This is a genomic window from Aeromonas sp. s10, assembly GCF_040907975.1.
Classification (GTDB): Bacteria; Pseudomonadota; Gammaproteobacteria; order Enterobacterales; family Aeromonadaceae; genus Aeromonas; species Aeromonas caviae.
The window spans coordinates 211454-232686 of sequence record NZ_JBFOCV010000028.1 but is presented as its reverse complement, the minus strand read 5'-3'; the positions used below and the strand labels follow the sequence as shown (position 1 = coordinate 232686).

The following is a 21233-nucleotide window of genomic DNA, read 5'->3' as shown; positions in this document are numbered from 1 at the left end:
AGGAGGAATGGATCATGTTGCATGACGCATTTCACTTCTCCTCGCTGGTGTGGGACTGGCCGATCGCCATCTATCTCTTTCTGCTCGGCATCTCCGCCGGGGCCACCACCCTCTCGGTGCTGCTGCGCCGCAAGGGGGCCGGCAGCGAGAGCGGCATCATCAAGGCGACCGCCATTCTGGCGCCGGTGAGCGTGGTGCTGGGGTTACTGATCCTCATCTTCCACCTGGCCCGCCCCTGGACCTTCTGGAAGCTGATGTTCCACTACCAGTTCGACTCCGTGATGTCGATGGGGGTCATGCTGTTCCAGCTCTACATGGCGGTGCTGTTCGCCTGGCTGGCGGTGGTATTTCGCTCCGAGATCGAGACCTTGCGCCGTCACCTGCTGCAAGAGAAGTTCGCCTTTGTGGATAATCTCATCGCTTGGCTTGCCCGCATCGAGCGGCTGCTGGCGCCGCTCTTGCTGCTGCTCGCCGTGCTCTTGGGGGCCTACACCGGCTTTCTGTTGTCGGCGCTCAAGACCTATCCGCTGTTGAACAACCCGGTGCTGCCGGTGCTGTTCCTCATCTCCGGCGTCAGCTCCGGCATCGCTTCCACCATCTTGCTGGCGGTCACCCTGTTCAAGGAGAACCATCACAGCCAGGGGGTGAGCTTTGTCCACCGCTTCGAGCGGCCGGTGCTGGCGGTGGAGGTGTTGCTGCTGGTCTGCTTCTTTACCGGCCTCTACTTCGGTGGCGGCCAGAAGGAAGCAGCCATGTGGGCCGCCATCGGCAGCGGCTTCTGGGCTCAGGTGTTCTGGCTCGGGGTGGTGGGCATCGGCATGCTGCTGCCCCAGTTGCTGGCCCTGCTGGCCCCCGCGCCGCTGCGGGCCAAAAACGGCTATCTGGTACTGGTCTGCAGCCTGACCCTGGTGGGGATCCTGCTGCTGCGCTACTTCGTGCTTTATGCCGGCCAGATGACAGTCGTATAACGGTATGATCACCAGCGCCAGCCACCCTCGGGTGACTGGCGCTTATTTGTTGCAATGAGTTGTTGCGATTGATTGTTGCCAGAAATGTGGATGTTATCCCCCAGCGCCGGTACGGTGCAGACGCTGCGGCATAACATAGACGAATGATTGACTGGAGGTTGTGTGCTGGCGGAGCTCGGCTATCTCTCACTGTTGCTGGCGACCGGGCTCGCCCTGCTGCAAGGCACCCTGCCCTGGCTGGGATTGCGGCTCGCCTCACGGCCGCTGCTCGGCTGCGCAAAGCCGCTGGCCATCCTGGTCGCGCTCCTGTTGGTGGCCGCCCTGCTGCTGCTCGCCAGCTGTTTTGGCCAGGATGACTTCACCCTGGTCTATGTGGCCCAGCACGCCAACAGCGCCCTGCCCCTTGGCTTCAAGCTGGCGGCCGTGTGGGGCGGCCACGAGGGCTCCATGCTCTTTTTCGTCTTTGCGCTGGGGCTGTGGGGCGCGCTGGTGGCCCTTTGCTCCAAACGGGTCGATCCGCTGATCACAACCCGGGTATTGGCCATCATGGGGCTGATCGTCGGGCTGTTCGGCCTCTATACCCTGATCTTCTCCAGCCCGTTTGACCGCCAGTTCCCGGGGCCGCTGGAGGGGCGCGATCTCAACCCCATGCTGCAGGACATCGGCCTCATCATCCACCCCCCCCTGCTCTATCTCGGTTACGTCGGCTTTGCGGTCAACTTCGCCTTTGCCATGGCGGCGCTGCACTCGGGTCGGCTCGATGGCGCCGTGGCCCACTGGAGCCGCCCCTGGGCGCTCGGCTCCTGGGTGTTTCTCACCGCCGGCATCGTGCTGGGCTCCTGGTGGGCCTATTACGAGCTCGGCTGGGGCGGCTGGTGGTTCTGGGATCCGGTGGAAAATGCCTCCCTCTTGCCCTGGCTGCTCGGCACCGCCCTGCTGCACGCCCTGGTGGTGTGCGAGAAGCGCGGCGCTTACGGCCACGCCGTGCTGCTGCTCTCCATCTTTACTTTCTCGCTGAGCCTGCTCGGTACCTTCGTGGTGCGCTCCGGGGTGCTCACCTCGGTACACGCCTTTGCGGTGGACCCCAGCCGCGGGCTCACCCTCTTGTTGCTGCTCGGTTTGCTATTGACCTGCGCCCTCACCCTGTTTGCCCTGCGGGCGGAGATCCGCGCTCCCTATGCCCGCTTTGGCTTGCTGTCAAAAGAGGGGCTGTTCGGCGCCGCCATCCTGCTGCTCAGCGTGGCCTGCGCCAGCGTGCTGCTCGGCACCTTCTACCCCATGGTGTTCCAGTCGCTCCATCTGGGCTCGCTCTCGGTGGGCGCCCCCTATTTCAATACCATCTTCGTGCCGCTGGCCCTCTGCCTGATGGCGCTGATGACCCAGCTGCCGCGCCTGCGCTGGCAGCATCTGGCAGCCCAGCGCCGCATCAAGGTACTGCTCCCATGCCTGTTCGGCCTGCTGGGGGGCACCTTGCTGAGCCTCGCCTATCCCGAACCGCTGCGGGCAAACTGGCTGGGGCTTGCGGCCAACGTGCTGAGCCTCTGGCTCATGGCCAGCCTGCTGCTCCCGCTCTTGCAACCGGTCGCCCTGCGCGAGCTCACCCTCTATCGGCTCGGCAGCCTGCTGGCCCACCTCGGGGTGGCGGTGTGCGCCCTCGGCATTGCGCAGGTGAGTCACCACAGTCAGGAGGGGGGCGCGGTACTCGCCGCAGGCCAGCCCTATCGACTCGGCGCCTTCGAGTTTCGCTATGAGGGGAGCGAGCCGATCATCGGCCCCAACTACACCGCCGAGCGCATCACGCTTAGCGTGCACAAGGACGGTAAAGAGGTGGCGCGGCTGACGCCGGAGCGGCGTCACTACAGCGTGCGCACCATGAACATGAACGAACCCGGGATCAAATGGGGACTGCTCGGCGATCTCTACGTGGTGCTTGGCGAGAAGATGGGGCCCGGCGCCTATGCCATGCGGCTTCACCATAAGCCGCTGGTGCGCTGGATCTGGCTCGGCGGCCTGTTGATGATGGCGGGTGGCACCCTGCGCCTGCTCGCCCGCCGGCCGCTGCTGGCTAACCATCCTGCGCCAGCTACCGCCCCCTACCCTCGGCTTGAACAGGAGACTTTATGAACGCCCGTCTGCGCCTGTTCGTGCCGCTCGTGCTCACCCTGGGGCTCGGTGCCCTGCTCTGGCTCGGCCTTGGCAACAACCCCTACAGCCAGGATGAGGCCGTCGCAGGGCGTACCCTGCCCGCCTGGCAGAGTGACGATCTGTTTGGCTGCGCCCCCATCCACACCGCGGCACTCAAGGGGGAGCCCTTCGTGCTCAACGTCTGGGCCAGCTGGTGCCCCAACTGCCGCGCCGAGCATCCGCTGCTGGGTGAGCTGGCCAGCGCCGTGCCCCTCTATGGCCTCAACTACCGAGACAAGGGCGATGCCGCCCGCGCCTGGCTCACCGAGGCGGGTAACCCCTATCGCGCCGTGCTGGCCGACCCCGACGGCAAACTTGCCCTGGAGCTCGGCGTCTACGGCACGCCGGAGACCTATCTCTTCGCCGGCGACGGCACCCTGTTGACCCGTCATACCGGCCTGCTCACCCGGGAGATCTGGCAACGCCAGTTTGCCCCTCTACTTGCCGAGGCCCGCAGCAACACCGCTAGCCAGCCCGAAGTGGAAAGAGCAGTGGAGAGACAAGTGCGGGAGAGCAAGCCATGAACCGTCTCGGCCACGCCCTGATAGCGCCGCTCTTGCTTGCCTTGAGCCTCGGGGCCCTTGCCAGCGGGGTCGACACCTATGAGTTTCGCCACCCCGAGCGGCAGACCCGCGCTCAGGAGCTAGCCCGCGCCCTGCGCTGCCCCCAGTGCCAGAACCAGAACCTGGTGGAGTCCAACTCCCCCATCGCCCGGGATCTGCGGCTCGAGGTCTACCGCTGGGTGGACGAGGGGCAGTCTGATGAGCAGGTGATCGCCCGCATGACGGAGCGCTTCGGTGACTTCGTGCGCTACGATCCCCCCTTCAAGCGCAGCACGGCGCTGCTGTGGGGCGGCCCCGCCCTCTTGCTGTTGTTGGCGCTCCATCGCCTGCGCAGGAGCCTGCATCGCCGGCAACCGGCGCGGGTGCCGCTTGTCGGCGACAGAGCCGAGGGGGCGCTCGCCCACGACCCCAGAGCCGAGCTGAACCGGCTGATCATGGCCGAGCAGCAGGCGGGGCTTGCCCCCCACAGCCGCCTCTACCGGGAGCTGGAGCTGGCCCGCCTCGCCAACGCCACCCCACCTGCCGAGCAGGCCCTGCGCGAGCGGCTGGTAAGAGATCGCACCGCTCGTCCGCAGCTCTGGCTGCGCACCTGGATACTGCTTGGGGGCCTGCTGCTGGCGCTGATGGCCGGTATTTATGCCGGCACCGGCCGCTATCAGGCGTGGCAGGCTTATCAGTCGCGCCCCGATCCGCTGGCGGGATTGAGCCCGCGGGATCTGCAGGACAAGGAGCTGGGCGCCCTGCACCAGCGTCTGCAAGCCAACCCCGCCGATCTCGACGGCTGGGCGGCGCTCGGCCAGCTCTATCTCTATCGGGACGAGTACGACAATGCCCTGCTCGCCTACCAGCGCCTCGCCCTGCAAGAAGGGGGCGCCAGCGCCGCGACCCAGGCCGCACAGGCTACCGTGCTCTACTATCAGGCGGGCCAGCAGCTGACTCCCGAGGCAACCCGCCTGCTGGAGAGCGCCCTCAAGCAGGACAAGGGTGAGGTGAGCGCCCTGATGCTGCTCGCCTCCGATCACTTCCTGCACGGTCGCTACAGCCAGGCCATTGCGCTGTGGCAGCAACTGCTCGATGAAGAGCGACCCCGTATCAACCGGACCGCGTTGATCCAGGCCATTCAGACCGCGCGGATGATGGGAGGATGACGCGGGGCAAAACGGCGATAATGCAGCGGACCATCTTCCCTGCCGGGCGCCGTTTTTATCGCCATGGTCGCCATTAACAACCCCTTCATCATCCCAAGGCGCCGAAAGGTGCAAAAAGAGTCGTCATCCCGCCCCTCGCCAGCATATAGTGCGCCCCCGTAGTGGCGTGTCTGGCATGGCCTGACAGGTCTCTATGACTCCCTTTATCGAGCCCAATAGCCCCGATGCGGGAGATTTCAAGGTGCGCTGGCCCATAAAATGGAAATATCCGGCCACCAGACGTTGTGAAGCGTCAATTACCGTCATATAACTTAGCCAAATGTCCCTGTGAGTCGTAGTAGAGTCAAACCATGAACCTTCGTCCTTTTCTTCCCTTGCTGCTCGGCGCCTTCCTCCTTCCCGCCAGCATGGAAAGCGCCCATGCCAACCCGTTTTCTGCGACCTCTTCTTCCACCAACAGCCTGCTCGAACCCCGCAGCAACCTGCCACTGAGATCCGATGCCTACGTGGTCGTCAACCCGAAAACCGGCGAGACCCTGGCAGAGCGCAACGCCAACCGGGTGATGTCCATCGCCTCCATCACCAAGCTGATGACAGCGCTGGTGGTACTGGACGGCAATCAGCGCCTCAACGAGACCCTCACCGTCACCATGGATGACGTGGACAGACTCAAGGGCACGGGGTCGCGCCTCGCGGTGGGCTCTCGCCTGAGTCGCGCCGACATGCTGCACATCGCACTGATGTCCTCTGAAAACCGCGCCGCCTCCGCCTTGGGACGGCACTACCCGGGTGGCCGCAAAGCCTTTATCGAGGCAATGAACGCCAAGGCCCGCATGCTCGGCATGTGGAGCACTCATTTCGCCGACAGCACCGGGCTCAACCCCCGCAACGTCTCCACCGCACACGATCTCGCCAAACTGGCTGCTGCCGCATCCACCTACCCGCTGATCCGCCAGTACACCGCCTCCGAGCAGCGTCTGGTACGCAACGGCAAGCGCCAGCTGCACTACCTCAACTCCAACCGCCTGGTACGGGAAGGAAGCTGGCCCATTCTGGTCTCCAAGACCGGTTATATCCGCGAGGCCGGGCGCTGCCTGGTGATGGGAACCCGGGTCAACAACGAGCCCGTGGTCATGGTGCTGCTTCACGCCAACACCACGGATGAACGGGTCGCCGATGCCAGAAAGATCAAGAGCTGGCTGGAAACCTCGGGCCGCATGACCCTGACGGCGCAGTCCACTCCCCAGCCCAGGCTCTTCAGCAGCCAGTAACGGCTACGAGAACAAGGGCCCCCGAACCAGCAGGTGCGGGGGCCTTTTTCATGAGTGGCAATCACCCCCTATTGCCTCTTTCTGCTCCCCCAGTGATCCCGACCGTATGGTGCTTCGTTAAGGAGGCAGAGAGAAACCAAGGGCATCAATAGGGCCGCCACATGCACCTCAAACCCCATCTACCCGAGAAGATCCGTCCCGTCTGCCTGCGTCCTTTTGCCTGGCGGCGCAAGTGGGCCCGCTGCTGGCAGGAAGTGCGCTATTGCAGCGAACGCTGCCGTCGTCGGAAGGAGCACCCCTGATGGAGCTACGCCTCATTCTCGGGGATCAACTGAACGCAGGTCACAGCTGGTTTCACACGCAGGATCCCGCTGTCTGCTACCTGATGGCGGAGCTGCGCCAGGAGACGGACTACTGCCGCCACCATCGCCAGAAGGTGCTCGCCTTCTTTGCCGCCATGCGCGCCTTCGCCGCCGCCCTCACCAAGGCGGGCCACCGGGTCTGCTACCTGACTCTCGATGAGAGCGCCCCCTGGCCCGATTTGCCGAGCTTGCTGGCGGCCCAGCTCGAAGCGCATCAGGCCGATCGCTTCGCCTGGCAGAGCCCGGACGAGTGGCGCCTTGCAAGCCAGCTGACCCAGTGGGCCTCAGGCCTTGCCATCCCGACCGCTGAGGTGGACAGCGAACATTTTCTCACCCCCCGCGATGGCTGGCGACGCTACCCTCACAGCCGGATGGAGTTCTTCTACCGCGCCCTGCGAAAGCAGTACCGGGTGTTGCTCGATGAGCGCGGCCAACCCCTTGGGGGGCGCTGGAACTTCGATGCCGAGAATCGCGCCAAATTGCCGGCGAGCCAACCCATCCCGGCGCCCCTCACCTTTGCCAACGAGGTGAGCGACATCGATGCCATGCTGACCCGCCACGGCGTCGCCACCATTGGCAGTGCCGATGCGGGCGCCCTGCCCTGGCCCGTCACCCGGCGCCAGAGCCGCGCACTGCTTGAACACTTCCTTGCACACTGCCTGCCCCACTTCGGCCGCTATCAGGACGCCCTGAGCGAGCGGGGCTGGAGCCTGTTCCACAGCCGCTTGTCGTTTTCCATGAACAGCAAGATGCTCCATCCCCTCGAGGTGATCCGCGCTGCGCAAGCTCACTGGCAGGCCAATCAGGCCACCATTTCCCTGGCGCAGGTGGAGGGGTTCATCCGCCAGATCCTCGGCTGGCGCGAGTTTGTCCGCGCCCTCTACTGGGAAAAGATGCCCGAGTATCGGCGCACCAACTTTCTCGGGGCCGAGCGACCCCTGCCCGGTTTTTTCTGGAATGGAGAAACCAGCATGGCCTGCGTGCGTCACGCCATTCGACAGTCTCTGGAGCACGCCTATGCCCACCATATCCAGCGGCTGATGGTGACCGGCAACTTCGCCCTGCTGGCGGGTATCCACCCTGACGAGGTGGATACCTGGTATCTGGGCATCTATGTGGACGCCATCGAGTGGGTGGAGCTGCCCAACACCCGCGGCATGAGCCAGTTTGCCGATGGCGGCCTGATGGGCAGCAAGCCCTACGCCAGCAGCGGCGCCTATCTCGAGCGGATGGGCCACTACTGCAAGGGGTGTCACTATCAGGTGAAGGCCCGCAGCGGGCCGGACAGCTGCCCCTTCAACAGCCTCTATTGGCACTTTCTCTGGCGCAACCGGGACAAACTTGGCAACAACCCTCGCCTCGCCCTGCCTTATGCCAACTGGGATGGCCAAACCACAGAACAGCAGCAAGCCATCCTGACGACGGCAGAGCATCATCTGCTCCACCTGGAGCGGCTCTGAATCGACCGGATTTCATGCCAGAAAGTGAGCAAATGACAACATTGAGAGCCAGTTAACAAAATGTGAATAGCGATAACCACCAATGACATCGACACCAGTTGAATATCCTGTGGCGGCTGATTAAGGTGGAGGCCCCAGTCAAGGAGAGACAAGATGGACATAGTGGTACTCGGTGGTGGCGTGGTCGGTGTGACCAGCGCCTGGTATCTGGCCAAGGCCGGTCACAAAGTGATCCTGCTGGAGCGGCGTGACGGGGTGGCCCTTGAAACCAGCCATGCCAACGCGGGTCAGATCTCCCCGGGTTATGCTTCCCCCTGGGCTGCCCCCGGCATTCCCCTCAAGGCCGCCAAATGGCTGCTGCAAAAGCACGCCCCCTTCACGGTGCGGCCCACCTCGGACCCCTTCCAGCTGCGCTGGATGCTGAAGATGTTCGCCAACTGCACGCCGGCGGCCTATGCGGTCAACAAGGGGCGCATGGTACGGCTGGCCGAATACAGCCGCGACTGCATGAAGCAGTTGCGGGGCGAGCTGGCGCTCGACTACGAAGGGCGCCAGCTCGGCACCCTGCAACTGTTTCGCAGTCAGGCCCAGCTCGATGCCAGCCAGCGCGATATCGCCGTGCTCGAGGAGTACGGCGTCCCCTATCAGTCTCTGAATGCCGACGGCTGCGAGGAGGTCGAGCCCGCCCTGGCAAGGGTGCGTGGCAAGGTGGTGGGGGGCCTGCGCCTGCCGGGAGATGAAACCGGTGACTGTTTCCGCTTCACCCAGGCCCTGGCGGACGAGGCCCGCAAGCTCGGGGTGAGCTTCGTCTTCAACTGCGCCATCGACGAGGTCGAGATCGCGAAGGGACGCGCCGTGGCGGTCCGTGCCGGCGAGCAGCGCTTCCAGGCCGACGCCATCGTCTGTGCCCTCGGCAGTTATGGCACCGGCTTCCTGCGCCCCCTCGGAATTGAGCTCCCCGTCTACCCGGTCAAGGGGTACTCCCTCACCCTGCCGATGACGGATGCCGAGGGCGCGCCGCGCAGCACTGTGCTGGACGAGACCTACAAGGTCGCCATCACCCGCTTCGACGAACGGATCCGGGTGGGCGGCATGGCCGAACTCTCGGGCTTCAACCTGGCGCTCAACCCCAGACGCCACGATACCCTGGCCATGGTGGTGAGGGATCTCTTCCCCCAGGGGGGAAATCTGGAGCAGGCCAGCTTCTGGACCGGGCTACGCCCCATGACGCCGGACGGCACACCCCTGGTCGGCCCAAGCCCCATTCCCGGGCTCTGGCTCAATACCGGCCACGGTACCCTGGGCTGGACCATGGCGGCAGGATCGGGCCAGTTGCTCAGCGATCTCATCTCGGGCAATACCCCGGATATCAGCGACGAGGGGCTCACCCTGGCCCGCTACGGCTGACCCGCCGCGCCGAGGACAAGAGAGGGAGTGCCTGGCACTCCCTCTCTTTATTCGCCCCCCTTCTATTCGCTCCTCTTCGCAGGGGTCTGGCAACCCGGCGCCAGCCCCGGCATCGACTGCCAGACCCGGGCGGGATCCGCCTCCTCGATGGCCGCCATCATCAGCTGCTCGCTCCAGCGTCTATGAAGTTGCCACAGCGCGCTGCCCGCCTCCCCCTGCCCCTTGGTGCACTGCTTGGCCACGTCCGCAGTCCGATAGAAGTAGCGCACCAGGGTGGTGAGCTCGGGCTCGGGCCAGCGACAGCCAAAGTGGCGCAGCCGCTCGGACCAGAACGCAATCTGGCGCACCTCGTGCTCCTGCTCGACCCCGTGCAGGGCGGGGATGAGATCCATCGCCTGCCACAGCGCCCCATACCCGACGAAGCGCTCATCCAGCGCCTCCAGCGCCTGATCCAGCAGCAGCAGGGTCTGGGGCCAGCTGTCGGCCTGCTCGCGGATGCGCTCCTGCGCCTCGCACACCGCCGCCAGCCAGTCCATGGCCAGCCGGCAGATAATGGCCTCCTTGTTGGGGTAGAGATGGTAGAGCGACTTGATGCCCACCCCGGCGCGGGCGGCGATGGCATTGGTGTTGAGGGCCGTAAACCCCTGCTCCTGCAACAGGGCCAGGGTGGCCTGCTCGATGCGGCTCGCCACCTCCTGGCTGCGCAGTTGCCTGGGTTGGCGCCGCATGCAAAGTTCGGCCGGCAGCACGTGTTGTGACATTCTCTTCCCCCGATGCGGTGTCCGCCCCCAAGGGGCAACTGGTGTTCATAACTACATGATGAGACAAGGTAAACACAAGTCAAAAAAAGTGCAGTAATCGCTGGCATTTTTCAGAATAGCTGCAATAACCATAGGTGCTCATATCTGCAGTAAGAACTGCAATTAACCCAAGGAGAGCGTGCTATGGATAGCAAACACCCCAATCTCAGGCTGGGCACCATCGCCCTGCTGCTAGGTGGCCTGCTCGGCTGCCAGCAAGACAGCAGTGAGCCACCGCTCGGCAACACCCTCTATCTCAACGGCAAGATCCACACCCAGGATGGGCAACGCAGCCAGGCCGAGGCCATGGTGGTGCAAGGGGGCAAGTTCACTTACGTGGGCACTCGCGAAGGGGCCGAGGCCTTGAAAAACAGTGCGACCCAGGTGGTGGATCTGCAAGGCAAAATGGTGCTGCCAGGCCTGCACGACAACCACATCCACCTGCTCGGCACCGTGGCGCTGGACATGTGCGATCTGGACGGCCAGAGCGTCAACCTGGATCAGCTGGCGGCCAAGATCGGCGAGTGCCTGCCCCGCTACGCCCCGGCTCCCGGGGAGTGGCTGGTGGTCAACCAGTGGTCGCCCTATGACGGCAACACCCCCACCGCCACCCATGCCACCCTGCTGGCGGCCCTGGATGCGGCGGCGCCGAACAACCCCGTGATGCTGGCCGGGGTCGACGGCCATGCCGGCGGCTACAACTCCCAGGCGCTGGCGCAGGCACAGGACGAAGAGGGCAATGTGGTCGGCTTCAATGCCACCACCCTGGCCCCGGGCGGCGTGTTCGAGGCCTTCATCCCCTATGTGGATCTCGCAACCGGCGTGGTCCGGGACGCGGCCCGCAGCGCCATTGCGGTTCCCGACACCGGGGTGCTGAGCGCGGAGGGTGAACAGGCTGCGGCCCAGTATGACAAGATACTCCCCGCCATCTCGACGCTGATGGCGTCGCGCGGCATCACGGGGGTGCAGGATGCCTGCGCCAACGACTTCATCCGGGGTCGGCTGCTCAAGATGCAGGACCAGGATCTGCTGCACATGCGCGTCACCGCCGCCACCTGCTTCAACCAGGATGACTACAGCGGCAAGCTGGACATCGACGGGCACCTGGCCAAGGCGAACCAGGTGCGCGACGCCTTCGCCGGCAACCCCCTCATCAAGGCCGATGCGGTCAAGATCTTCCTCGACGGCGTGCTGGAGGGGGATCCCTTCACCAGCCCCCCCTTCCTGCCCAATGCCGGCATGCTGGAGAATTACCAGCATCCCCATCTGGCCCTGGATCCCGCCAGCGGAGAGGTGAGCATCACCGCCGACAGCGAGGATGCGGGCAGCAACGGCATCGTCAACTACAAGGAGGCGGATCTGACGCGCTACGTCACGGCGCTGGATGGGGCCGGGTTTGGCATCCACATGCACAGCATCGGCGATCGCAGTACCCGGGTGGCCCTCGATGCCCTGGAGGCGGCCCGCGCCAGCAACGGCAACAGCGGCATTCCCCACACCCTGGCTCACCTGCAGGTGGTGCATCCGGACGATCAGCAGCGCCTCGGCGAGCTGGGTCTCTACCTCACCTTCACCTATGCCTGGACCACGCCCCAGCTTGCCTATGACATGCTGGTCAGCCCCTTCATCCAGCCAACCAAGGCAGGGCAGTCCCTGAGCGAGGCCATCTACGATCCCATGGGCTATCTTCATGACGCCCTCTACCCGGTCGAGCGTTCGCGCCAGGCCGGCGCCGTGCTGGTGGCGGGCAGCGACGCCCCGGTGGACAGCCGGGATCCGCGTCCGTTCGAGAACATGGCCGCCGGCATCGTGCAGGCGGCCGGCAGCGGCGACGACTTTAGGGCCAGTCAGCGCACTTCGCTGGCCGAAATGCTGGCCGCCTACACCATCAACGGCGCCAGGGCGGTGCGTCAGGGCGACATCACCGGCTCCATCGAGGCGGGCAAGTCGGCGGACTTCATCGTGCTGGACAGGGACCTGTTCGCCCTGGTCAAGGCCGGCACCCCGGAACTGATCGCCGATACCCAGGTCGAGCAGACGGTCTTCATGGGGGAGACCGTCTATCCCAGACCCTGAATGACACGGGCCCCGCAAGGGGCCCGTTTCTTATGGCTCATTCTTATTGCTCACAGGCGTGCGCCTCCTCCACCTGACCCGGTTGCAGGGCCAGGGTGAACAGGGCCGCCACCATGTCGGACTGAGTGATGATGCCCACCAGCTGCTCCCCCTCCACCACCGGCATGTGGTGCAGCCCCCCGTCGGAGAAGGCCTCCACCAGATCGTAGAGAGGCTGGTAGCGCCGCGCCGTCTGCACCTCCCGGGTCATCAGATCCGCGACCTGCTGCTGCTCAAGGGCCTCCTTCGCCCTCGGCTGGTGACCCGCCCGGTCGATCATCAGGTCGTGCAGGGTGATGATGCCGACCAGCCTCTCCCCCTCATCCACCACCGGCAGCGCCTTGATCTGGTGGTGGGAGAGCAGATGCCACGCTTCCATGGCGAGCGCCTGTGGCGTCGTCACGACGAGATCCCGCGACATCACATCCTGGCACCGTACCGTCCCCACTCGCTCGCGCAGGGCGTGAAGCTGGGCCTCCTGCAGCAGCTCCTGCAGATCCTGGCGGCTGATGTCCAGCAGCTCCCCGTGTTTTTGCAGGGCAAAGTCGATGTCCTGGGTGGCGAGTCGGGCACTCGGCTGGGGATCCGCCGTCTGGTGGCGATTGGGCGCCGCCTTGCCGCCATGGGGATAACGACGCCCCAGAGCGCGGTTGTAGAGCAAGCCCAGACTCAGCAGCAACAGGGAGTTGAGCAGCACCGGCAGCAGCACGTAGCCGACCCCGAGCGCCCGGATCCCCTCGCCGCCGATGACGGCGGTCAGGGCCACGGCGCCGCCGGGCGGGTGCAGGCTGCGGGTGAGGAACATGGCGGCGATGGCCAGCATCACCGCCAGGGCCGAGGCGATAGCCATGTCCGGCACCAGGCTCGCACTCAATACCCCCATCAGGGCCGACACCCCGTTGCCCACAAGGATGGACCAGGGCTGGGCCAGGGGGCTGGCGGGCGCGGCAAACAGTAGCACGGCGGAGGCCCCCATGGGGGCGATGAGCCAGTGCACCTCGAGCCCCAGCCCCCAGCGGCACAGCAAGGCGGTGCCGAGCAAGCCGATGAGGGCGCCAAGGGCGCCGTAACAACTCTCTTTGACGCTGGTATTGGTCGATACCGGCAAAAAATCCCTGAACTGCATGGTGCTCCCGCTGGCGATAACATTTATTTCAAATGCGCAATTCTAGCCACTTTCCCCCGTCCCGCACCAGCACCCCGCTCCGCCATGGCCATCATCCACACGCTTTTTCCCTTCTTAACATTGTCTTAAGAGTCCGCTGGCACCCTTTACGCCATCCCAACACTGGAGCCCAACGGTATGACTCACCTCAACGATGCCCTGCGCCGCTTCGACGGCCAACGCCGGGTCTGGACGGCGGGACTGGAGCGAACCCTGCTCGGCTGGCTTGCCAGTCGCAGCGCATTGCCGCCCTCTTCGCAGGCACCCCGCCGGATCCTGGTCATTCGCAGCACCAACCGCATCGGCAACAACCTCTTCCTGCTGCCCTTCCTGCACCAGCTTCATCGCGCCCATCCCCACGCCGAGCTGGAGCTGGTGTGCAGCCCCACCGCCCTGCTCCCCTTCCTGGCCGATCTGCCCCTGCGGCACATTCATCAGATCCGGTTGCAGGGCAGACACCTGCCGGGCGCCCTCTCGGCACTCTCGCGTCTGCGCCGCCAGCACTACGACAGGGTCTACGTCCCCTTCGCCTCCAGTACGGATCACTTCATCGCCGCCTGGGTACAGGCCCGTGAGAAATGCGGCTTCGACGATGGCCATGGGGATCTCATCTTCCCGCGTCCGCAGGCTCCGGACAGTGAGTGCCACTACGCCCACCAGCCCCTGCAACTGCTCGGCATACCGGGCAATCCGGCCGACCCCATCCCCCTTGGCAGCCTGTTGCAGGGGCCAAGCCCGGCCTTGAGTGCGCTGCGACGAGCCCATCCTGGCCGTCCCCTGATCGGCTTTTTCACCGGTGCTCGCAAGGGCAAGGGGCTTTCCCTGCAACAGTGGCAGCGGTTGCTTGGGGATCTGCGCCGTCACAGCCCGGATGCCCTGCTGATCCAGCTCGCGGATCCCGCCGCCCCCGAGCACCCGCTCGGGGACGTGCATGTTTCCCTTGGCAACATGGGGGAGCTGGCCCGCTTCACGGGCGGCCTCTCCCTCTTCGTCAGCGCCGACACCGGCCCCCTGCACCTGGCTGCCGCCAGCGGTGTGCCCTGTCTTGGCCTCTTTACCCAGACCGACCCCGCCCGCTACGGGTGCCTGGGTGCCCAGCACCTCAATCTGGTGATCGAGGATCGCAATGCCATCCCCCTCGACCAACAGTGGCTGGCCGAGGCGCTCGCAAGTGCCTCTCACCCGGTGACGATGTCGGTTTCCCCCACCCGCTACCTGCCCGCCCCCCGGCCCGCCCTGATCCCCCTCTAGGGAGCGGCCATGCAAAAAAGAGGGAAGGCTGTCGCCTTCCCTCTCTCGTCTTGGTGACACTCACCGGGCGCTCGTCCGGGTGAATGGAAGCCCTCAGGCCAGCTCGGCGCGCAGCGCCCGGGTCGCATCGACCATCACCTTCAGGGCAGCGGTGGTCTCTTCCCAGCCGCGGGTCTTGAGGCCGCAGTCCGGGTTCACCCAGAGCCGGTCTGCCGGGATTTGTTGCGCAGCCTTGCGGATGAGGTCTTCAATCCAGCCCTGGCTCGGTACGTTCGGCGAGTGGATGTCGTAGACGCCCGGACCGATCTCGTTGGGGTAGTTGAAGCGCTCGAACGCTTCGAGCAACTGCATCTGGCTGCGGCTCGTCTCGATCGTGATCACATCCGCGTCCAGCGCCGCCACCGCCTCGATGATGAGGTTGAAGTCGCTGTAACACATGTGGGTGTGGATCTGGGTGCTGTCCACCACCGGGCTTGCACTCAGGCGGAAGGCGCGCACCGCCCAGTCGAGATAGGCCTGGTGATCCTGCTTGCGCAGGGGCAGCCCTTCGCGGATCGCCGGCTCGTCGATCTGGATGATCTTGATGCCGGCGGCTTCCAGGTCAGCCACCTCGTCGCGAATGGCCAGGCCAATCTGCAGGGCGGACTGCTCGCGGCTCACGTCTTCCCGCGGGAAGGACCAGCAGAGAATGGTCACGGGGCCGGTCAGCATGCCCTTCACCGGCTTGTCGGTCAGGCTCTGGGCAAACTTCGTCCACTCAAGGGTCATGGGGGTCGGACGGTCGATGTCACGGGTGATCACCGGCGGCTTGACGCAGCGGGAGCCATAGCTCTGTACCCAGCCAAAGCGGGTGATGGCAAAGCCGTCCAGCAGCTCCCCGAAATACTCCACCATGTCGTTGCGCTCGGCCTCGCCGTGCACCAGCACGTCCAGCCCGATGGCCTCCTGGCGCTCAATCGCATCCTTGATCTGGGCCTGGATGCCCGCCTCGTAGGCCTGGTCATCGATGCGCCCGGCACGCCAATCCTGACGCAGCACCCGGATTTCAGAGGTCTGCGGGAAGGAGCCGATGGTGGTGGTGGGCAGGAGCGGCAGCTTCAGATCCGAGCGCTGCGCGTCGGCACGCACCGGGTAGGCGCTCTGGCGATCGAAGTCACTGTTGGTCAGGCTGGCGAGTCGTGACTGCACCGCTTTCTTGTGAACCCGGCTGTCGGACTCCCGATCCACGATGGGCTGGCTGTAAGCCTCGATCTTGTCCAGGGCGCCACCGTCCAGGTAGTCGGACAGCAGCCCCAGCTCATAGCACTTTTGCAGGGCGAAGGCGAACCAGCTGCGAGTCTGGGGATCCAGCTCGTGCTCCAGGGTCAAATCCACCGGGCTGTGCAGCAAGGAACAGGAGGAGGCCACCCAGAGGCGCTCGCCAAGCTTTTCTTTCAAGGCCTTGAGGGTCGGCGCCAGCTTGGCCAGGTTGGCACGCCAGACGTTGCGGCCGTTGATGACACCCGCCGAGAGTACCCACTGGGCCGGCAGGTGCGGGACCAGGGTCTCGAGCTGCTCGGGGGCAGCCACCAGATCCAGGTGCAGGCCGTCCACCTTCAGACTGGTGATGATGTCGCGCTGATGGGCCACGGATCCGAAGTAGGTGGTGAGCAGCAGCTTGCAGGGGCCGCTCAGGCGCTCATATGCCTTGAGGTAGGCCAGGCGCCACTCATCCGGCAGGTCCAGCGCCAGAGCCGGCTCGTCGATTTGCACCCACTCCACCCCCTGGGCCGCCAGTTTGGCCAGGATCTCCTGGTAGACGATCAGCAGGCGATCCAGCAGTTCGAGGCGGGAGAAGCCGCTCTCTTTCTCCTTGCCAAGCCAGAGGTAGGAGACGGGGCCCAGCAACACCGCCTTGACCGGCAGCCCAAGGGCCTTGGCCTCTTCCACCTCGTCAAAGAGCTGGCTCCAGCCCAGCTTGAAGCGCTGGTCACGGTAAAATTCCGGCACCAGGTAGTGGTAGTTGGTGTTGAACCATTTGGTCATCTCGGCAGCGGCCGCCGCCGGGCCGGTCGGCGCACGGCCACGGGCCACCCGGAACAAGGTGTCGAGGTCGGTGTCGCCGTGGCGGTGACGGGCAGGCACGGCGTCTACCAGCAGGCTAGTACCCAGCACCTGATCGTACCAGGCAAAATCCCCCACCGGCAGCAGGTTGACCCCGGCGGTACGCTGGGCCTGCCAGTGGCGCTCACGCAGGCTCTTGCCCACGGCGACCAGCTCGGCCTGGGTGGTTTCGCCACGCCAGTAGGATTCGAGGGCAAATTTCAGTTCGCGCTTGGCGCCGATACGGGGAAAGCCCAGGGTGTGTGCGAAGGTCATAGGTTCCATTCCTTATGCTCGTTTATCTGATGAGGATCTGGATTGTTTGGCCATCCAGATGTTTACACATCCAAAATGACAAGATAAGGTGACCTTGGCTATTGAATCCTCTTCAACTGGCTCTCAAGAATTTCTCAACTGACGCACAAAGGAGCAGTGCCATGGTCGCGCCCACCCCATCCAGCCCCCCTCAGAGCAGCAATCTGGGCATCGATCTCAAACACCTGAAGACCATCAGCGCCCTTGCCGAGCAAGGGTCCCTGGCCGGGGCCGCACTCACCCTCAACCTCACCCAGTCCGCCCTCTCCCACCAGCTCAAGGAGCTGGAGACCCGCCTCAATCTGGAGCTGTTTCTTCGAAAAAGCCGCCCTCTGGTGCTGACGGCGGCAGGCCAGCATCTGCTGGCCCTGGCCCGTCAGGTGCTGCCCGTCCTGGCCCAGACCGAGCGCCAGCTGGTCGCCCTGCACAGCGGCGAGGCGGGCAGGCTGCATCTGGCCCTCGATTGCCACAGCTGCATCCAGTGGCTGCTCCCGCTGTTGCCGGACTTTCGCCGCCAGTGGCCTGGCGTGGATCTGGAGGTGGAGTCGGTGCCGGGTTTCGATGCCATCAGTGCCCTGCTTGGCGGCCAGCTCGACCTGCTGCTCACCTCGGATGTGCAGGCCCGCGGAGATCTTCATTTCGAGCCGCTGTTCGCCTTCGATCTCACCCTGGTGATGGCGCCGGATCACCACCTCTGCCAGCAGCGGCGCATCGCACCGGACGATCTGCGACCGGAGGTGCTGCTGGTCTACCCGGTGGAGCGGGCGCGCATGGACGTGTTCAGCCGTTTCCTGCAACCCGCCGGGGTGGAGCCCGCCCGTTGCAAACCGGTGGACAACACCTCGGTCATGCTGCAGATGGCCGCCGCCGGGCTCGGGCTCGCCGCCCTGCCCCGCTGGGCCAGCGAGGAGTTCGTGCGCCAGGGCCTGCTTGAGGCGCGCCCTCTCGGGGAGGGCATTCGCCGCCACATGTATGGCGCCGTGCGCGCCGCCGACAAAGATCAGGCCTGCCTGCAGAGCCTGTTCGAGCGCATTCGCACCCGGATGGCGGCCCAGTAAGCCGGGCACAAAAAAGCCGCCAGGATCAGGCGGCTTTCACCACGGGTTGCCCGCGCCGACGAAGAGTCGGGCATCAGCACTCGTCACCCCTCGCCCCACCCAGCCTTCGCGGGCAGTTGCCACAAAGTTCCCCATCCCGGCGCTTGTAGTGCAGGCAGCAGCGCTGGCGCACATAGCCCGGGAAGGCTTCATTCCGGGGCAGGCCCGCCTCGCGCCAACCCGTCAGATGTGCCGACGGCAGACCACAGGATTCAAGCCAGAGGGGGGCATGGGCCCTCACCTCCTCCCGACTCACTTCCCCGAAGAAATCGGGTACCCGCACCAGGGCCGCCAGCAGATCGTCCGCCAGGAGCGGGCGCACGAAACCGGGGCGCAGCCGCTGCGCCGTCCCAAGGAGGGTGAACTGCCCCTGCCAGTGCGCCTGGAGTCGCTCCCCGGCCGTCTTGATCAACACGCCGACCTCCCCTCTGATCATGGGCTCGGCCGGCAGGGTAAAGCCCGACACCACGCCGGCCTCATGCCCCTGTCCCAGCCTGTCGAGGGCAGGCACGGCCTGATGGCGATAGACGGCCACCATGGCGAGATAGATGGATTGCCAGCAGAGCATGCCCCAACTGCGGGTGAGCCAGTAGGCGGGCCCCGCCTCCGGGTGTGCCTGCTGCCAGTGCGCATGGAGGGCTGCGGCCACCGCGGCCGACGTCGCCCCGGTGGCATCCGTCAGTGGCGGGCGCACGTCACCGGCCGCCACCAGGTTCCCCTTGAGGGACGGGATCAGGCTGGCCGCCGCCGCGAACAGGGCCTGGTGATCCGAGATGAGGGCGCGTTCCGCGTCCGCTTTCTCCCGGCCAAGGCCGCGCGGCACACCGCGCGCCCTCTCCTCGCCCATTCGTTGAAAGGGCCCCGGGCACGTGCCGGGGCGCAAGGTCAGAATGCGTATTTGAGTCGCGCCTCCACGCTTCGCTCGGCCCCGAACCAGCAGTTGTTCTGGTCGTAGCAGGAGTAGTAGGTCTTGTTGAACAGGTTGCTGGCGCCAAGCGATACCCCTACCCCCTTCAGGCTTGCGCTGAGGGCGGCGAGATCGTAGGAGGCGGACATGTCCATCAGGAGGTAGTCCGGTACCTTGTCGGTGTTGGCGGCATCCATCTCGGCCTCCCCCACGTAGCGCAGGCCGGCGCCCACTCGCATCCCCTCGAGGTTGCCGCCGGGGTAGTAGTTGCTCCACAGCGACGCCATCTGTCTGGGGACCCAGACCGGCGTCTTGCCCTGCAACGTGGTGGTATCGCGCGTGATCTCCATGTCCATCAGGGTGTAGTTGAGGGCCAGATCCAGCTGGCTGGTGAGATCGGCTCTCCCCTCCAGCTCGATGCCCCTGGAAACCGTCTCCCCGGTCTGCAGCTTGGGCCCGTAGACATTGTCCGGATCCGTCACCAGGGCATTCTTCTTGGTGATGTGGAACGCCGACAGGGTCGCCGTCTTGCTCATGTCGTCGGAGAGGAACTTGACGCCCCCTTCCCACTGATGACCGGTCGCCGGTTTGAACGCCTGGCCCTGCTTGTCCGCCCCCGGCACCGGCTCGAAACTCTCGGCATAGCTCGCATAGGGGGAGAAGCCGCCATCCAGCTCATAGAGGGCGCCGACGCGGAAGGAGAGGTTGTCCTGATCGATGTGGGCCAGGGACTGGCTGTCCGCCCCCTGATAGAGGGTCCGGCTGTCGGTGTCCATCCGGTAGCGGTCGTAGCGGGCGCCGCCGATGGCCACCAGCCGATCGAGGCGCACCTGATCCTGCAGATAGACGCCGGTCTGGGACTGACGGATCACCTTTTTATCCTGGTAGTTGAAAGTGAGTACCTCTGGGACTATCTGGCTATGGTTCGGGTTGAAAATGTCGATGCTGGGCGCCGAGTAGTCGAGGGTATCCCGGTAGAGGATATGGGCATCCAGGTACTGGTAATCGACCCCGAGCAGCAGGTTGTGCTGGGCAGAGCCCGTCTGCACCTTGCCCGCCAGCTGGTTGTCGATGACAACGCCCCGGGAGTCTTCATCGGTGAGATAGGCGTTGCGGGCCAGGGTGCGGTTGTCCGCCGCCAGGGCCGCGTTGTAGGTGTTGCGCTGATAGGCGGACGCATCCATGTAGCGGGCATTTTGCAGCACCTGCCAGCGCTCGTTGAAGTCGTGGCTCAGCTTGTAGCCCAGCAGGGTCACATCCCGGTTGTACTCGTTCCAGTTCTCGTCACCAAGGAAGGTGTCGCTGCCAAGCTGCCCCAGGGGGTTGGACTTGGCCGAGCCGCTGGCGGGCACAGTGGTGTAGATGCCGGCCTCGGGATCCTTCTGGTAGTAAAGGTTGAGGTTCAGCAGGGTGCGCTCGCCGAGCTGCCAGTCCAGGGACGGCGCAAAGACGTAGCGCTCCTCCTTCGAGGTCACTGCCTGGCCATCCTTCTCCCGGGCCAGTCCCACCAGCCGATAGGCGAGCTGCTCGTTGATGGCACCGGTGCTGTCGAGGGTCATCTCCTTGAGGGTGCCCGTGCCGGTCGCCACGCTCACGTTGTGCTTGCTCTCCCGCTGGGGGCGTTTGGCGATGAGGTTGACCATGCCGCCGGGGGGCATGCTGCCATAGAGCACCGATGTCGGCCCCTTGAACACCTCCAACTGCTCGATGGCCACCGGATCGATCTGGGGTTGCAGGTTCCAGTCGTTGTACTGGAGCAGCAGGCCGTCATAGAAGTTCTGGTAGTTGTCAAAGCCACGGATGTTGAACAGATCCAGCCGGTTGACCGCCCCGCCCCGCAGCTCGGTGTTGACGCCGGGCACGTAGCGCAACGCCTCGCTCACCGAGCTGACACCGCGCAGCGACAGGGTCTCCCCATCCACCACCGAGATGGCCTGGGGCGTCTCGATGGGGTCGAGCCGGGTCTTGGTCGCGGTATTGCGATAGGTCTGGCCGAGCACGGTCAGGGTCTCGTCGGCGGTGGCCGTATCCTGGCTTTCGGGCGCGGCGGCCTGTACAGAGCCTGCAAGCAGGGTGGAGATGGTCACGGCGACCAGGGTCAAAGAGGGGTGAACAAGCTGCATCTGATCCTCGATTAC

Annotated in this window: 16 protein-coding genes; 11 read left to right on the top strand and 5 right to left on the bottom strand. The window is 65.1% G+C overall.

All coding sequences use genetic code 11. The features are described from left to right. Window positions 1-14: 14 nt before the first annotated feature. From nrfD to AB5Y59_RS07765, 8 genes are all read left to right on the top strand, one after another. Entirely contained in the window at window positions 15-968 is a 954-nt protein-coding gene (gene nrfD / locus AB5Y59_RS07800; RefSeq protein ID WP_268031070.1) for a cytochrome c nitrite reductase subunit NrfD, read from the top strand. A 162-nt stretch (window positions 969-1130) separates the two neighbouring features. Further along, window positions 1131-3092: a heme lyase NrfEFG subunit NrfE gene (gene nrfE, locus AB5Y59_RS07795; RefSeq protein ID WP_368211771.1), complete on the top strand. Its 1962-nt coding sequence runs from the start codon at window positions 1131-1133 to the stop codon at window positions 3090-3092. Further along, window positions 3089-3676, top strand: a complete 588-nt coding sequence (locus AB5Y59_RS07790; RefSeq protein ID WP_128314203.1) for a DsbE family thiol:disulfide interchange protein — start codon at window positions 3089-3091, stop codon at window positions 3674-3676. The genes nrfE and AB5Y59_RS07790 overlap by 4 nt, the downstream gene beginning before the upstream one ends. Beyond that, complete coding sequence (gene nrfF, locus AB5Y59_RS07785) at window positions 3673-4863, top strand: heme lyase NrfEFG subunit NrfF (RefSeq protein WP_128314204.1); 1191 nt, start codon at window positions 3673-3675, stop codon at window positions 4861-4863. Before AB5Y59_RS07790 ends, nrfF begins: the two co-directional genes overlap by 4 nt. A 350-nt stretch (window positions 4864-5213) precedes the next feature. Further along, on the top strand, window positions 5214-6134 hold the full coding sequence (locus tag AB5Y59_RS07780; protein WP_029314613.1) for a serine hydrolase: 921 nt from the start codon (window positions 5214-5216) through the stop codon (window positions 6132-6134). A 161-nt stretch (window positions 6135-6295) separates the two neighbouring features. Continuing rightward, a complete protein-coding gene (locus AB5Y59_RS07775; RefSeq protein ID WP_368211765.1) occupies window positions 6296-6436 on the top strand; it encodes a DUF2256 domain-containing protein in 141 nt (46 codons plus the stop codon). Then, window positions 6436-7956, top strand: a complete 1521-nt coding sequence (locus AB5Y59_RS07770; RefSeq protein WP_139737977.1) for a cryptochrome/photolyase family protein — start codon at window positions 6436-6438, stop codon at window positions 7954-7956. The genes AB5Y59_RS07775 and AB5Y59_RS07770 overlap by 1 nt, the downstream gene beginning before the upstream one ends. A gap of 153 nt (window positions 7957-8109) precedes the next feature. Continuing rightward, window positions 8110-9363 (top strand): D-amino acid dehydrogenase, encoded by a 1254-nt coding sequence (locus AB5Y59_RS07765; protein ID WP_279988144.1) that lies wholly within the window; start codon window positions 8110-8112, stop codon window positions 9361-9363. A gap of 62 nt (window positions 9364-9425) precedes the next feature. Here AB5Y59_RS07765 and AB5Y59_RS07760 read toward each other — a convergent pair whose 3' ends face one another. Beyond that, window positions 9426-10124, bottom strand: coding sequence for a TetR/AcrR family transcriptional regulator (locus tag AB5Y59_RS07760; RefSeq protein WP_180344892.1), 699 nt, complete (start codon window positions 10122-10124; stop codon window positions 9426-9428). A gap of 183 nt (window positions 10125-10307) precedes the next feature. Here AB5Y59_RS07760 and AB5Y59_RS07755 point away from each other — a divergent pair, with 183 nt between their 5' ends. Further along, the gene (locus tag AB5Y59_RS07755) at window positions 10308-12239 is read left to right on the top strand and encodes an amidohydrolase (protein ID WP_139737979.1); all 1932 of its coding nucleotides are present in this window, start codon (window positions 10308-10310) and stop codon (window positions 12237-12239) included. 43 nt (window positions 12240-12282) lie between these two features. On the opposite strand, the gene AB5Y59_RS07750 is transcribed toward AB5Y59_RS07755, so the two are convergent. Continuing rightward, window positions 12283-13404 carry an HPP family protein gene (locus AB5Y59_RS07750; protein ID WP_139737980.1) on the bottom strand — a complete coding sequence of 374 codons (1122 nt, stop codon included), beginning with the start codon at window positions 13402-13404 and terminating at the stop codon, window positions 12283-12285. 177 nt (window positions 13405-13581) lie between these two features. Between AB5Y59_RS07750 and AB5Y59_RS07745 the strand changes: the two genes are divergently transcribed. Then, window positions 13582-14694, top strand: a complete 1113-nt coding sequence (locus tag AB5Y59_RS07745; RefSeq protein ID WP_368211762.1) for a glycosyltransferase family 9 protein — start codon at window positions 13582-13584, stop codon at window positions 14692-14694. A gap of 93 nt (window positions 14695-14787) precedes the next feature. Here the strand turns inward: AB5Y59_RS07745 and metE are convergent, their stop codons facing one another. Further along, the gene (metE, locus tag AB5Y59_RS07740; RefSeq protein ID WP_039041274.1) at window positions 14788-17052 is read right to left on the bottom strand and encodes a 5-methyltetrahydropteroyltriglutamate--homocysteine S-methyltransferase; all 2265 of its coding nucleotides are present in this window, start codon (window positions 17050-17052) and stop codon (window positions 14788-14790) included. Window positions 17053-17213: 161 nt separating this feature from the next. On the opposite strand from metE, the gene AB5Y59_RS07735 reads away from it, so the two are divergent. Then, entirely contained in the window at window positions 17214-18149 is a 936-nt protein-coding gene (locus tag AB5Y59_RS07735) for a LysR substrate-binding domain-containing protein (RefSeq protein ID WP_139737983.1), read from the top strand. Between the two features lie 73 nt (window positions 18150-18222). Here the strand turns inward: AB5Y59_RS07735 and AB5Y59_RS07730 are convergent, their stop codons facing one another. After that, window positions 18223-19011 carry a siderophore ferric iron reductase gene (locus AB5Y59_RS07730; protein WP_368211760.1) on the bottom strand — a complete coding sequence of 263 codons (789 nt, stop codon included), beginning with the start codon at window positions 19009-19011 and terminating at the stop codon, window positions 18223-18225. 62 nt (window positions 19012-19073) lie between these two features. Continuing rightward, on the bottom strand, window positions 19074-21218 hold the full coding sequence (locus tag AB5Y59_RS07725; RefSeq protein ID WP_368211758.1) for a TonB-dependent siderophore receptor: 2145 nt from the start codon (window positions 21216-21218) through the stop codon (window positions 19074-19076). Window positions 21219-21233 lie beyond the last annotated feature (15 nt).

Coding starts and splice junctions, on each gene's coding strand:
- AB5Y59_RS07725 (WP_368211758.1), bottom strand. CDS start 21,218: ATGCAGCTTGTTCACCCCTCTTTGACCCTGGTCGCCGTGACCATCTCC.
- metE (WP_039041274.1), bottom strand. CDS start 17,052: ATGACCTTCGCACACACCCTGGGCTTTCCCCGTATCGGCGCCAAGCGC.
- AB5Y59_RS07765 (WP_279988144.1), top strand. CDS start 8,110: ATGGACATAGTGGTACTCGGTGGTGGCGTGGTCGGTGTGACCAGCGCC.
- AB5Y59_RS07750 (WP_139737980.1), bottom strand. CDS start 13,404: ATGCAGTTCAGGGATTTTTTGCCGGTATCGACCAATACCAGCGTCAAA.
- AB5Y59_RS07745 (WP_368211762.1), top strand. CDS start 13,582: ATGACTCACCTCAACGATGCCCTGCGCCGCTTCGACGGCCAACGCCGG.
- nrfD (WP_268031070.1), top strand. CDS start 15: ATGTTGCATGACGCATTTCACTTCTCCTCGCTGGTGTGGGACTGGCCG.
- AB5Y59_RS07780 (WP_029314613.1), top strand. CDS start 5,214: ATGAACCTTCGTCCTTTTCTTCCCTTGCTGCTCGGCGCCTTCCTCCTT.
- AB5Y59_RS07770 (WP_139737977.1), top strand. CDS start 6,436: ATGGAGCTACGCCTCATTCTCGGGGATCAACTGAACGCAGGTCACAGC.
- AB5Y59_RS07790 (WP_128314203.1), top strand. CDS start 3,089: ATGAACGCCCGTCTGCGCCTGTTCGTGCCGCTCGTGCTCACCCTGGGG.
- AB5Y59_RS07735 (WP_139737983.1), top strand. CDS start 17,214: ATGGTCGCGCCCACCCCATCCAGCCCCCCTCAGAGCAGCAATCTGGGC.
- AB5Y59_RS07755 (WP_139737979.1), top strand. CDS start 10,308: ATGGATAGCAAACACCCCAATCTCAGGCTGGGCACCATCGCCCTGCTG.
- nrfF (WP_128314204.1), top strand. CDS start 3,673: ATGAACCGTCTCGGCCACGCCCTGATAGCGCCGCTCTTGCTTGCCTTG.
- AB5Y59_RS07760 (WP_180344892.1), bottom strand. CDS start 10,124: ATGTCACAACACGTGCTGCCGGCCGAACTTTGCATGCGGCGCCAACCC.
- AB5Y59_RS07775 (WP_368211765.1), top strand. CDS start 6,296: ATGCACCTCAAACCCCATCTACCCGAGAAGATCCGTCCCGTCTGCCTG.